The following is a 13,689-nucleotide window of genomic DNA, read 5'->3' as shown; positions in this document are numbered from 1 at the left end:
GAAAAAGGTGGCTTTAGAAAAAGCTTTGATTCAGCCTTTGGATGATAAAGGGTTACATAAAGGCGAGCCGGTGAAAGTTCTTTTTAATCCGACTGAATATACGATGGAAAAGAGCAATCAGTTTCAGAATACGGCGGTACCGGGTCTTTCAGCCCCCATTACGCAGTTTGTAAACGGGAATGGTGAGACGCTGACGATGGATCTGTTTTTTGATTCTTATGAAAGTAGGGAGGATGTCAGGAATTACACGGGCAGTGTCAAAGCACTGCTTCATATTGACCGACACCTTCATGCTCCGCCTGTCTGTAAATTTATTTGGGGCAAATTGGAGTTCAAAGCAGTTTTAGAAAGAGTTTCGCAGCGCTTTACTATGTTCCTAGATTCCGGAATCCCGGTTAGGGCAACGCTTAACGTTACTTTCAGAGAGTTTAAAACCCTTTCCGAACAATTGCATAGACCGTTTCGAGAATCATCCGACAGAACAAAGCAAAGAGTCATCCAGCAAGGCGATCAACTCTGGCTGATGGCGGATCGGGAGTATCGCGATCCTGCGAAATGGCGTCTAATAGCAGAGGCAAATCAGATTGAAAATCCGCGAATTCTGGAAGCGGGGAAAAAAATATCGGTTCCTCCTTTGGAGTGATCAGATGGACATCGAACAACTGGCTTTTACATACAGTAATTTTTATGTTCCGGTATTTGAAATCGAAGTAGAAGGCGAAAACATTATCGAAAAGGGCGTCGAAGTGGTGAGTGTAAACGTTGACAATACGTTGAAAAACGCCGATCATTTCACGTTTATCGTAAATAATGCTTTTGACATCATGGAAAAGGAAGTCAGGTGGCTAGATCAGCTTTTTACTTTTGGAAAAAAAGTGAAGGTAAAAATGGGGTATGCCAACCAATCAGGGGAAATATCCGAATTGGTTGAAATATTCATTGGTCTCATCACTTCAGTGACAACCAGGTTTCCATCCGGAGGACTACCCCAGATGGAGGTAAGCGGGTATGATCTGTCCCATTGTATGATGAAAGGTTTGAAGTCCCGCTCATGGGAGAGAGCTAAACATAGTGATATTGCCCGTGATATTGCCAATTATTATAAGTTGAAAAGTGTTATTCATGATACTGGAGTGTTATTTCCCAAAGTGGTCAAAAAGGATGGGATAAGCGATTTTCAATTTCTTCAGGATTTAGCAAAAAAGAATGCTTTCGAGTTTTTCGTTTTCTGCGAGACTCTCTATTTTAGAGCCCCCGATTTTGACAAAAAGCCGATCGTTACTTTGGAATGGGGGAAGAGCCTGGTCAGTTTTAACCCGGAGATTAATGTTGCCAACCTGGTTACGAAGGTTGAGGTGCGGGGATGGGATGCTGTAAACAAGAAAGTATTTATCGGCAAGGCTAAACTGGAGGATTTATTGGGAAGGAATGATAAAAAAAATCAAAAAAACATTGGAGAGATGGTTCAGCAAATGTGCAAAGAATCGATTGAGCTATCTGTGCAGTATCCTGTATTCTCCCAACAAGAGGCTGATAAGCTGGCAAAGTCGATCTTGAAAAAGCATACCGAAGGGTTGGTTACCGGCAGCGGAGAAACCATCGGAATACCAAAAATATTGGCCGGTGAAAATATATTGCTTTTAGGGCTTGGAAAAAAATTCAGTAAAAAGTATTACATCGAGCAAAGCAATCATAGCTTCAGCAGTTCAGGTTACCGGACAACGTTTAACATTAAGGAGAATATCATATGAGTTTGTTAGATTTATTCGATCCTGGCGATGAGAAAAACGGTGACAAGATTGAGGGTGTGATGATCGGCATTGTCACGAACAATAAAGATCCGAAAAACATGGGAAGGGTGAAGGTTAAGTTCCCATCGAGAAAAATCGACGATCAAAGTCACTGGGCTCGAGTTTCCACTCTAATGGCTGGAAATGATCGGGGCAGCTTTTTTCTGCCTGAGATAGGGGATGAAGTATTGGTTGTTTTTGAACATGGCGATATCAACCATCCTTTTGTAATCGGCGCTCTCTGGAACGGCAGTGATAAACCGCCGGGAACCAATGAGAACGGAAAAAACGATATACGCAAATTCAAATCAAGAAGCGGACACGAAATTATATTTAACGATGAAAATCACAAGGAGCAGGTCGTCCTCCATACGAAAGCGGGTCATACGATTTTGTTGGATGACTCCCGCGGAGCTGAAAAAATTGAAATTAAGGATAAAAATGGTACCAACACGATTGTCATGGACTCTATGCAAAACGGGATTACGATTGAAAGTTCGAAGTTCCTTAAGATCAAATCGAAAGAGATTGAAATTGAGGCGGATTCCATGATGACTCTAAAATCGAAGTGCATGTTAACCATTCAGGGATCGCTGGTTAAAATCAATTGAAGGACGGAGTTGAAAACCATCTATGCCGCCTGCTGCAAGGGTAGGAGATATGACAAGTCACGGAACACTTCTAGGACCCGGTCCGGGAAGCTTTAACGTCTATATCGGAGGACGGCCAGCCTGGCGAGCCACGACAGACTTTCATGCTTGCCCGGCCATAACAGGTACTCCTCATGGCGGAGGTGTTGTGCCGATCGGCAGTCCAACCGTATGGATAAACAATCTTCCTGCGGTTCGCCAAGGGGATATCATTGCAGAAGCCGGCCCCCCCAACACGATAATGATGGGAGAGTCTACCGTATTAATTGGATAATCAATTCATGTCAGTTTTTGACAAGGATCTGGGAGGTAGCAATGGCCAAGGAGTTTCTGGGTATCGGTTGGAAATTTCCTGTTGCGGTTGATAGCAGCACGGGTAAAATCGCAATGTCCGAATATGAAGAGGATATCAAAGAATCCATACGGCTCATTCTTTTTACTCCACGCGGCGAACGGGTGATGCAGCCGGATTTTGGCTGCAACATCCATGATTTCATCTTTGCTTCCATAGGTACAACCACTTTGGGACTTGTGGAATCCAGTGTGCATGAAGCGCTCATTCGTTGGGAACCCAGGATTAATCTAGTCTCAGTCAAAGTGTCAGCTGAGCACGTTCATGAGGGAAAAATCCTGATTGATATTACATACCTTGTCCGTACAACGAATAATGAATTCAACTTGGTTTATCCGTTTTACTTGAGGGAATGAGAGAGTTCATGGAGGTGAGATCATGTCTGCTCCCAAAATTGACAAAAGAGATGCGGAAGCGATACTAAAACAAATACGTGAATTGGTACCGTTCTATACGCCTGAATGGAAAGCCTCTGAGAAAAGCGATTCAGGTGTGGCGCTCCTACGGATTTTTACCCACATGATAGCAGGAGTGATAGGGCGATTAAATCAGGTCCCTGACAAGAATTTTATTGCATTCCTGAATATGCTTGGCCTAAAACTTTTGCCCGCCATCGAAGCACGTGCCCCCGTTACGTTTCATTTAAGTATAGGTGCCCCCGAACCTGTTCTCATCCCAGAAGGTACGCAAGTTGCCGCTGTACCGGCTGAAGGAGGGGAGCCGATCGTATTTAAAACGGACAAATACATGATGGCAACCCCGGCCAAACTGGTTGAGGCTTTCAATGTCGATAATACAGAAGACAAAGACGCTATTTTTCAAGCTCCCCCTGGATTTATTGAGGGAAAAAAACTCTCACCTTTTACGGGTACCCTATCAGGTGTTGGTGCTTTGAAGAATAGCATTTTTTTGGATGAAACAGCAGGTTTGGAAAAGGGCGATATAGTAAAGATCGATGAGGAATATACGGAAATCTTTCAGGTTTCGGATTCAAAAATTACACTTAGGGATACACTGCGATGTGATATTGCAGGAGCGACTGTGAAAAAAGTCACCCTTTTTGAGCTTTTTACAGGGGTGAATAAACAGGAGCATGTCCTTTATTTGGGACACGAGGAGCTATTTAACGTCAAGAATCAGGTTCGCATCCAACTAGATATATCAGGCCGCTCTAAGCAATCCCTTCGCAAGTTGGCATTCTATACCTGGCAGTACTGGAACGAAGACTGGACAGACTTTGGGGTTAAAGAGAGTTTAAGCAGCGGTGAAGATTATATTCGTCTTGTATTGAGGAAAGAGTGCGATAAAGAGATTAAAGAGCGTGAAGTAAATGGCGTGAAAAGCCGTTGGATCAGATGTGTGGTTAAGCCGTTACAAATAGAAGACGAAAGCATTGAAATTGATACGATTAAAGTAACGGTGGAACCATTAACCGCAGGAGTTCTAGCAGACTTGGCTTTTTATAATGATGTCCCGCTCAATACCGATGAATTTTATCCGTTTGGGAGACAGCCGCGGCAGTTTGATACCTTTTATCTGGCTTGCCAGGAGGCTTTTTCCAAAAAGGGTTCAAATATCTCGATTGAATTCACTCTTGACCGTGATATACCGGAACCGGGACAGCCATGTCCGTCAATAACTGCCCAATTGTCTTGGGAGTATTGGAATGGGAAGGGATGGATAAAATTACCTCTCCTAAAAGATTGGAGACAGAAGGATGAAGCCTCTGAGAATCTGGTTACAAATAGTCCGGAGCGTTCGGAAGAAAAAAAACTCATATTTAAGTGCCCTGAAGAAATAGCTCCAGTCGCTGTCAACGGACAGACGAATTATTGGATCAGGAGCCGAATTGTAAGCGGTGATTATGGCAGGGAAGTGATCATTCAATTGAACGAGAATACTTTCGAGCTGAAGCCAAAATTCTGTCCGCCGAAAATTACCGGGCTGAAAATAAAATATGTCCCCTCTTCAGACCAAGGTTTTTATCTGGACCAGTGTTTAACTTTCAATAATCTGGAATATAGGGATCGAAGTGAAGAAAGCAGAACAGGCAAACGCTTTAAACCGTTTTACTCAGTGGATCGCGACAACCAGGCATTATACCTCGGTTTTGATCGTCCTCCTTCGAAAGGTCCAATCAATATTTTCTTTTCGCTAGAAGAACAGGAATATATGGAGGCGAAAAGGCCGAAGATGGATTGGGAGTATTTCATGGAAAAAAACGGTGCAGGAACATGGGCAAGACTTGAGGTTCTTGATAGGACCAATAGCCTTACACAGAGTGGCACCGTTGAATTTATGGGTCCTTTGGATTTCTATCAATCTTCGTTCTTTGGGAAAAGCCTTTACTGGATTCGTGCTTTGAATACCAAGGAAAAGTTTACACCATTTGAAAAAAGTCTGAGAAATTTTATCGTTAAGCATCCTTCCCGCAATCATGTACTTGAACCCTTTCATCCACTGTTTTCCGTTCCTGCTCATATTCGCGAAAAACCTCCTTCACCGAAGATAAAAGGTATTTTCCTGAACACAACCATGGTGACTCAGGCAGAGAGCATAAGGGAAGAGATCTTTGGAACCAGTAATGGAACAGGTACGCAGTCCTTCGTCCTTACGAAATTCCCAGTGATGGATGAGGAAATTTATGTGAATGAGGTTCACTCTTTGTCCGAAAGCGAAAGGAAGGATCTTGTTGATCATCAGAGGTTCACTATTCATGAAGTAAAAGATGAAAAAGGAGGAATCACTGAGTTCTGGGTAAAGTGGATGCCGGTCGACGATCTGAAGGAATCGAATGCTGCAGATCGCCATTATGAGATTGACCGTGTCTTTGGCCGGATTCAGTTTGGAGATGGTATCCACGGTGCGGTTCCACCGATCGGAACAGACAATATGAAAGCCAATTTTCGGACTGGAGGAGGAGCTCGAGGCAACGTTGGTCCCCAAGCAATCACTACCTTGCAAACATCTATCGCTTTTGTAGATAGTGTCTCGAATCCAGAAGCTGCCGAGGGGGGCTGCGATACCGAGTCTATGGAACAAGCACTAAAGCGAGGTCCTCAGATGCTGAAACATCAGGATCGGGCTGTCACTTTGCAGGATTTTGAAAGCCTGGCCGGTCAAGCTTCGCGAAGTATTGCCAAAGTAAAGTGCTTGCCTCATACCAATGACAGGGGACGATTTGAAACGGGGTGGGTGACTGTTCTCGTTGTACCACATTGCCATGAAAATCAGCCTAAACCCTCCGCCAAACTTAAAGGGCAGGTAGAAAATTACCTTCTAGAACGTGTTGCTAACGTTGTTGTCTCGAAACATTTTCTTATTACCGGTCCGGTTTATGCAGTGGTTTCCATTGATGCAGAGATCATGGCTGCATCCATAGATACTGTACCGGAAGTGGAGAATGGGGCAATGAAAAAGATCATTGAGTTTTTGCATCCGCTTTCAGGCGGACATGATGGACGAGGTTGGGAATTTGGAAGGAGCCCTTGTCTTTCTGATTTTTATCTCTTGCTTCAAGGGATTGAAGGCGTAGATCATGTGGAGAAAGTTACGATGACGATTTGCACCGCGGATGGCAACCAAAGAATAGAAGTGGCTTGCGATAATCCCGTAGATGTGAAATTACCTCCGTATGCTTTAATATCTAGCGGCAAGCATCATGTGATAGTCAACGGATTGCTAAGTAAGCTCTAGTGTTGACATTCCGCAATTCCATAAATGATCAGGAGGAAGTAGCTGTGCTACCGATACCCAAATTAGATGATAAAACCTTTTCTGAACTAGTGGAGGAGGCGAGGAAAGCTATTCCTCGCTATACGAAAGAATGGACGGATCAAAATATACATGATCCTGGTATCACCTTCATCGAGCTCTTTTCATGGTTAGCCGAGATGCAGCATTATTATCTGGACCGAATCCGAAAAGAAAATTATCTCAAGTTCCTCAAACTTCTTGGGATCGAACCGCTGGAAGCGAAATCAGCACGAGCGGACGTCACTTTTTCATTAGGCATGCCTAGTTCAGGAGGTATTCGTGTATGTAAAGGCACTAAGCTGTCAACGGGAGAAATTGTGTTTGAAACGGAACAAGAGATTTTAGTCGTCTCCGTGCAGCTTGAAATAATAATCACTTCTTTTTCATCCGGTGTATTGGATAATACAGCGGCAAACGGCATAACGGGACAACATTATTATGCTTTCGGAGAAGAGGCGGAGACAGGAAGCAGGATGTATCTTGGATTTGACCAACCCTTTCCAGTGGGGGAATCCATTCCAATCACCTTTAAGCTGTTCGAAAAGTATCCAGTGGCAAAAGGAAAGCACGAAGATGAGAAACAGATTGTAGTGCCTTCTGCTTGCCTGGCTTGGGAATATTGGAGTTCTAATGGTGGAGGCAACTGGGTCCCTCTGTCCATTATCAAAGATGAGACGCTTATGCTGTCTGGGAGTGGCAGAGTTAATTTTTTGGCCCCTCAGGACATGCAAAAAAGCAAAGTATATCCGGCAACTGATACTGATCGCTATTGGGTCCGCGCGACAGTTATGCAAGCTGGATATGAACTTCCACCGAGGATTGAATCCATTTTGCTGAACACGATCTCCGTCATTCAAAGAGATACGCGAGGCGAAGAAATCGGGAGAAGCAACGGGCTTCCGGATCAGTGTTTCCAGCTCGAACAGTCTCCAGTTGTGCCTGAAACGCTGGTCCTTCAAGTGGAGGAGAGATCAGGAGATATGTTCCTGTGGCGGGATTGGATCAGAGTGAATGATTTTGACGCTTCAATGCCAAGTGACCGGCACTACATCTTGAAGGCGGAAACGGGACAAATTTTCTTTGGAGACGGTGTGAATGGAGCCATACCGCCGGTTCCACAAGAAGGAGGAAAAAACAATATTCGGGCATGCACTTATCAAACTACCGTTGCGGAGAAAGGGAATGTAGGAGCCGGGGCTATTTCGCAAATTTATGATCCTATGGGGGATGAAGTGAAGGTTCGTGTTGAAAATAGGCACCCAGCCTCAGGGGGTGCTCCCAAGGAGATGATGGATGAGGCAAAAGCCAGAGCGCGGCGGGAGTGGAAGACGAGATATCGTGCTGTTACTTCAGAGGATTTTGAGTATCTGGCTTGTTCCACACCCGGACTCCGTGTAGCCAGAGCGAAAGCCATCCCGCTGATCGGCCCTCCGGATTTTACGAATTCAGATAAGCACGCATCCGTTACCATCGTGGTCGTACCCTATAGCGAGGCCTCCAAACCGATGCCAAGTGAAGGGTTTCTCAAGACGGTAGGTTGTCACCTGGACGAGCATCGATTGATTACTACCCAGCTGCATGTCATTGCACCAGACTATGTTCAGGTCCGTGTAGAAGCTATCGTTTCTATTGAACCTGATTTCCACTTTATAGAAACCAGCAACCGTATAGAGACAGCACTTCGAGACTTTCTTCATCCTCTAAACGGAGGACCGGAGAGAGAGGGCTGGCCTATCGGCAGAACAGTCTACAAATCTGAGATCTACGAAGAGATTGGAAAGGTGGATGGGGTCGATTGTGTACAAAGCGTGCGGTTGATCGGTGAGGGGAAAGGAGTCGTACACAGCGAGGGAAATGTGCAGATACGACCAATTGGCTTGGTCTTTTCGGGCAAGCATAGGATAGAGATCGTCCCTCCTGGTCGAAATCCAGGATGAAAGGAGAATAGCTATCGTGACCGATGGACTTGATGGGTTTCGTTTCCTTGTAATAAATAAAAAAAGAGATTGGGAAGAGGGACTATTGGCATCTCTTACCGCTTCAGATGAGGGAATAACACTACAAGAGACTTTTGATTACTTTATTGAACGCTCATTCCATGCCAACGGGCTTGGCTCGGACTTGGAAATTAAGGATTTTTCTCTTGGTGATTGCCATGTGCTGTATCTTCTTGATGCCAATACACGACGCATCTATTTTTTTGATCCCAATCAAAATCGAGTGGAGAAAATGGACTTTACTGAGACATTCTTCTCCAATCCATCCTGTATCACTTACACATCAGGAAGCATCTATGTTGTTGAACATGAAACGGATCGGATCATTCTCAATTTCAATCCAGTTGAATGGAAGATTCGATGGACGATAGGACGTTTTCATGATGCTCAGGGAAATAAGATTGTTTTGGATCAACCAATAAAGCCGATTGACCTTGCGATAGATATTAACAAGGATCTTTATGTGCTTGATCAAAACAATCTTGCTATTGTGCAGTTTGACGGCATCGGGCGCCTTGTTTCTATTTTCGGACAAAAGGAGTTATATGGGAAGCAACCGATTGCAATAGCTCTTTCTCCGGAAGGAGCTCTCTTTGTGCTGGAGAGACAGGAAAAAAAGGTACTGAAATTCGTCTCCAGAACCCTGGAATCAGAGTTTGTTATTCCGCTGCCCTTAGATCCTTCAGGTTTGTGTATCGATGCAAACGGACATCTATTCATCGGTGATCAAAGAAATATAGTTCCTGATCGTGAGGATGACCGATTTATCTATCGATTCAGCCAATCAGGGAATCTGATAGGTGCCATCTCAGGTTATCGGGGTTCAGTCAAGAAGATCATGATGGATGCAGAAAATCGATTGTATGTTTTTGACGAGAAAGAACAGAAAATCACCATTCTCAAACGACAGCGAGTGTACGAAAAGCAAGGGAACACACCCGTACACAACGGTGTTTATTATTCCAAGGCAGTCGATAGTGCGAAACCGGGTACTCAGTGGCATAAACTGGTCCTGGAAAGTGAAACCCTCGATCATACGAAACAAGTTGTGAGTATGTCAGAGAATATGCAGGTGAAGGTATCCTACCGAATAGCGGACCACAAAACGGTTTCCATAAACGGCGAAGATAAGAATCTTGATGATTTTCTTGCGGATCCTAGTGTTTTACCCATGGATAAGGATGAAGCCCTGAAGAGGCTCGATTGGTCTGTACCTCTTATAAATCCTAAAGATATGCTTATTCGTGGCCCTGTGGGACGTTATCTCTGGCTGAGGCTGGAACTCATTGGAACCGAGAGAATAACGCCAGCCGTAAAGAACATTCGCGCTGTTTTTCCGCGGACATCCTATCTACGTTATTTGCCTGCGGTCTATCAAGAAGAGGAGAGCAGTCGCGATTTTCTCGAACGTTTTCTTTCCCTGTTTGAGACATTCTTTGTCGATCTGGAATCGGAAATCAATCATATCACCCGCTTCTTTGATGCTAATGCCGTTTCCGGAGATTTCCTCCGCTGGCTTTCAACATGGCTATCCATCACAGCAGATGAACACTGGCCGGAAGAGAAACTGCGCAGGCTGGTTAAAAAAGTCCCCGAACTTTACAAAATGCGCGGCACACGTCGGGGAATCGAAGAGACCATTACGATTTTTACCGATATAAAGCCTATGATTATTGAAGCGTTCCAGCTGCAGAGAGGTGAGCAAAAAATAGACCCTTATTCTTTTTATGTATTTTTGCCTCCTTTTCTCCTCAAAGATGAACATCAGTTGGAGACGGCGCGGCGGATTCTGGAATTAGAGAAACCGGCTCATACCTGTGCTGTGCTTTCGGTTCTAGAACCCTCGATCTATCTTGATAAACACACTTATCTAGAGGTCAATACATACCTATGGGAGCCTACCCTTCGGCTAGACTGCGGAGCCAAGATGCAACGCGATACAATTTTGAGATGACTTGGGTGTAGCGGGACCCATTGATATCTCAAAGAATGGATACAGGTACACTCCTATCATCACTTCCGCTAACAAAGGAGGCTTTACAATGTCAGATTCCTTTCATCTTTTTAAGCGCATGAATTATTTTCCCGGACAGTTGTTAACAGCACGTAATTTCGAGGATGAACAGATATACATGAATGAGAAACGCCAGCTTATCAATCGCTTGAAATTTGGCGAGGGGATAGTAACAGGGTTAGAAGTCCAAAAAGAAGACTCTAAGTTGATACGGATCACTCCCGGGGTAGCTTTGGATAGTCTGGGAAGGGAAATTGTGGTGGATGTTCAGAAAATCAAACCGATAAGTGTTGGACACCCAAATGAAAAATGTTGGGTCTGTTTAAAATTAGATCCAAAACCGATCGACCCTGTCCCTCCGACAGATCATTCCTGTTCAAATCAAGAAAGCTGCAATTATAACCGTATCCAGGAATACTTCCGGCTTAGGATATCATTTAGTGGCCCTGAAGCTGAGGAAGTTGTACTTGCAAGTATTCAACTAGATAGCCAAGGTGATATTGGCAGTATTTCCCCCACGCCTTCCCAGAAAGTATTTACTAACGAACTATATGAAATGATCTTGAACATGGAAGAAAGAATCGATGCGCTGGAACAGAGGTTACGGGCAACATTTGAGTCTGGTGAGACATCAACGAACGATTGATCGTAAAACGTTAGAATCGACCTTCTAATGAGAAGCGAATGTGCAGACTAGAAAAAAATTCAATTGGACACAAATAAAAAGACAGCAGATTCTTCCGAATGTACATGGCGATAGCAAAGAAGATATGTAAGAAGTACAGCTATATTAGGGAAGAAGGGAGAAAATTTGGCGACTTACAACGGACTAGTAAAACTCGGGACGCTCCGCAACAACACAACCATTAAGCCTAGACCAACAAAGCCTTGGCAATCAAACGCAGAACCCAATCAACCAGAACCCTATGCAGGATGTGGACTTGGTAATATTCCTAACTTCTCGTCAGACCCCACCATGACCAACTGGAACATCGGAAACACCGATACGACTGAAGCAAACCAACTGCATTGGCATAAGATCACGGACGGAACAAAAACACTCTTGATCTGTGACCGCGTCATACTTGTTGGCGTGAGTTGGGACGACCTGAATTTCGACAATCGTGTTTTTGGTAAAAAAATCACTATAGATGGACTGCCATACAAGTTACGTTTGCTTTCAGGTGGGACTGGTACCGGCTGCGGTCCGACGAACGCGAACGAATGGGAACGGTTTGTTAGAGGTGTAGAGGTTATAGCTGGAATACCAATAAAAACTTCGTCGGACGAAGATTCAACATTACACAGCGCGGACAAAACCAGCACTCACAATCAGTTCTGGAACTGGATGGGTGTTTACTCATGGGTACAAGAACGAACAGAATACCGCTGGGCCTGTGGGAATAAGGCCCCTTGCAATCGGGAACTAAAAGAATCCTCGCTTCGTGATTCGAGGTATGGTTGGCGTCCCGTCCTTGAAGTTCTGAATGCTGCTCTGACTTACAACGGACTCGTAAAACTGGGGACGCTCCGCAACAACACAACCATAAAGCCTAGACCAACTCATCCTTGGAGGCCATACAGTGAACCTTACACAGGATGTGGACTTGGTAATATTCCTAACTTCTCTTCAGACCCCACCATTACCAACTGGAACATCGGAAACACCGATGCGACCGAAGCAAACCAACTGTGGTGGCATAAGATCACGGACGGAACAAAAACACTCTTGGTCTGCGACCGCGTTATACTCGTTGGCGTGAGTTGGAACGACCTGAATGCCGACAATCGCATTTTTGGTAAAAACATCACAATCGATGGACGACAATACAAGTTACGTTTGCTTTCAGGTGGAGTTCGTTGGGCCGCCTGGCGCTGCGGCAGCTCTGACGCAAACGAATGGGATCGTTTTGTTACAAACGAGGAGTTTATAAATGGAATTCCGACAGCAACGTGGTCGGAATTAGACTCGACATTAAACAACACGGACAAAACCAGCACTCACAATAAGTTCTGGAACTGGATGGGTGTTAAATCATTGGTACAAGAAAAGTTTACAGAAGGCGATTATGAATATAGCGTGAATCGTGGGGGCGATTTTGCTTGCAAATTTGATTTAGATTATACCTCGAGACCCGAATCGTATATTGGTTGGCGTCCCGTCCTGGAAGTTCTGAATGCTGCCCCTCTGACTCCTAGCTATCTAAACCCAGCTGGTTCAAGTTCATCACCAACTAAAGTGCCAACTTTAACCCCCAACATTAGCTGGAGATTTACTGATCCTGACCTTGGGGATACGCAAAGCGCCTATCAGGTCATTATTAAGGAAGGTGCACGTGTAGTAAAAAACAGCGAGAAAGTACCATCCCGTACAAATTCTTATACAGTACCCGCTAATACACTACGCTCGAATACTCTCTATAACTATACTGTAAAGGTATGGGACCAAGCTGACTTACCAAGCCCCGACAGCCCATCCCAGTATTTTATAATTGTGCAAGCACCAACAGCTGAGCCGCTTGAACCAAAGGGTACAAGCACAGCACCAGCTAGAGTATCGACTTTAACACCTGTCATTAGGTGGAAATTTACTGATCCTGACCCTAGCGACACGCAAAGCGCCTGTCAGGTCATTATTAAGGAAGGCGCTCGTGTAGTAAAAAACAGTGAGAAAATACCATCCGGCACAAATTCTTATACAGTACCAGCTAATACTCTACGCTCGAATACTCTCTATAACTATACTGTAAAGGTATGGGACCAAGCTGACTTACCAAGCCCCGACAGCCCATCCCAGTATTTTATAATTGTGCAAGCACCAACGGCTGAGCCGCTTGAACCAAAGGGTACAAGCACAGCTCCAGCTAAATTGTCGACTTTAACACCTGCCATTAGGTGGAAATTTGCTGATCCTGACCTTGGGGACAGGCAAAGCGCCTATCAGGTCATTATTAAGGAAGGCGCACATGTAGTAAAAAACAGTGAGAAAGTACCATCCGGCACAAATTCTTATTATGTACCATCTAATACACTACGCTCGAATACTCTCTATAACTATACTGTAAAGGTATGGGACCAAGCTGACTTACCAAGCCACGACAGCCCATCCCAGTATTTTGAAATTGTGCAA

The 13,689-nt window shown here is 44.6% G+C and carries 10 protein-coding genes; all 10 read left to right on the top strand.

What is annotated here, in order from left to right; all coding sequences use genetic code 11:
• The first annotated feature begins 7 nt into the window (after positions 1-7).
• Positions 8-643, top strand: a complete 636-nt coding sequence (locus tag ACPW7N_RS22735; RefSeq protein WP_425653715.1) for a CIS tube protein — start codon at positions 8-10, stop codon at positions 641-643.
• Positions 644-647: 4 nt separating this feature from the next.
• Positions 648-1,751 (top strand): phage late control D family protein, encoded by a 1,104-nt coding sequence (locus ACPW7N_RS22730; protein ID WP_425653714.1) that lies wholly within the window; start codon positions 648-650, stop codon positions 1,749-1,751.
• The gene (locus ACPW7N_RS22725; protein ID WP_425653713.1) at positions 1,748-2,401 is read left to right on the top strand and encodes a phage baseplate assembly protein V; all 654 of its coding nucleotides are present in this window, start codon (positions 1,748-1,750) and stop codon (positions 2,399-2,401) included. The genes ACPW7N_RS22730 and ACPW7N_RS22725 overlap by 4 nt, the downstream gene beginning before the upstream one ends.
• A 49-nt stretch (positions 2,402-2,450) precedes the next feature.
• The gene (locus ACPW7N_RS22720; protein ID WP_425653712.1) at positions 2,451-2,714 is read left to right on the top strand and encodes a PAAR domain-containing protein; all 264 of its coding nucleotides are present in this window, start codon (positions 2,451-2,453) and stop codon (positions 2,712-2,714) included.
• A 41-nt stretch (positions 2,715-2,755) separates the two neighbouring features.
• Positions 2,756-3,148 (top strand): GPW/gp25 family protein, encoded by a 393-nt coding sequence (locus ACPW7N_RS22715; RefSeq protein WP_425653710.1) that lies wholly within the window; start codon positions 2,756-2,758, stop codon positions 3,146-3,148.
• 22 nt (positions 3,149-3,170) lie between these two features.
• Positions 3,171-6,488: a putative baseplate assembly protein gene (locus tag ACPW7N_RS22710; RefSeq protein WP_425653708.1), complete on the top strand. Its 3,318-nt coding sequence runs from the start codon at positions 3,171-3,173 to the stop codon at positions 6,486-6,488.
• Between the two features lie 44 nt (positions 6,489-6,532).
• A complete protein-coding gene (locus ACPW7N_RS22705; protein WP_425653707.1) occupies positions 6,533-8,485 on the top strand; it encodes a putative baseplate assembly protein in 1,953 nt (650 codons plus the stop codon).
• 16 nt (positions 8,486-8,501) lie between these two features.
• On the top strand, positions 8,502-10,499 hold the full coding sequence (locus ACPW7N_RS22700; RefSeq protein ID WP_425653705.1) for a phage tail protein: 1,998 nt from the start codon (positions 8,502-8,504) through the stop codon (positions 10,497-10,499).
• An 88-nt stretch (positions 10,500-10,587) separates the two neighbouring features.
• A complete protein-coding gene (locus ACPW7N_RS22695; protein ID WP_425653704.1) occupies positions 10,588-11,205 on the top strand; it encodes a hypothetical protein in 618 nt (205 codons plus the stop codon).
• A gap of 165 nt (positions 11,206-11,370) precedes the next feature.
• On the top strand, positions 11,371-13,689 hold a 2,319-nt coding region (locus ACPW7N_RS22690), incomplete at its 3' end, for a glycoside hydrolase family 78 protein (protein WP_482759027.1).

The organism is Brevibacillus nigriterrae (assembly GCF_049846925.1).
GTDB lineage: Bacteria > Bacillota > Bacilli > Brevibacillales > Brevibacillaceae > Brevibacillus_H.
The sequence above is the reverse complement of the archived record's forward strand: the minus strand, read 5'-3'. Positions and strand labels throughout refer to the sequence as shown.

Bases quoted from the DNA above. Each gene is read 5' to 3' on its own strand.
- ACPW7N_RS22730 (WP_425653714.1), top strand. From the start codon at position 648: ATGGACATCGAACAACTGGCTTTTACATACAGTAATTTTTATGTTCCG.
- ACPW7N_RS22725 (WP_425653713.1), top strand. From the start codon at position 1,748: ATGAGTTTGTTAGATTTATTCGATCCTGGCGATGAGAAAAACGGTGAC.
- ACPW7N_RS22720 (WP_425653712.1), top strand. From the start codon at position 2,451: ATGACAAGTCACGGAACACTTCTAGGACCCGGTCCGGGAAGCTTTAAC.
- ACPW7N_RS22715 (WP_425653710.1), top strand. From the start codon at position 2,756: ATGGCCAAGGAGTTTCTGGGTATCGGTTGGAAATTTCCTGTTGCGGTT.
- ACPW7N_RS22710 (WP_425653708.1), top strand. From the start codon at position 3,171: ATGTCTGCTCCCAAAATTGACAAAAGAGATGCGGAAGCGATACTAAAA.
- ACPW7N_RS22695 (WP_425653704.1), top strand. From the start codon at position 10,588: ATGTCAGATTCCTTTCATCTTTTTAAGCGCATGAATTATTTTCCCGGA.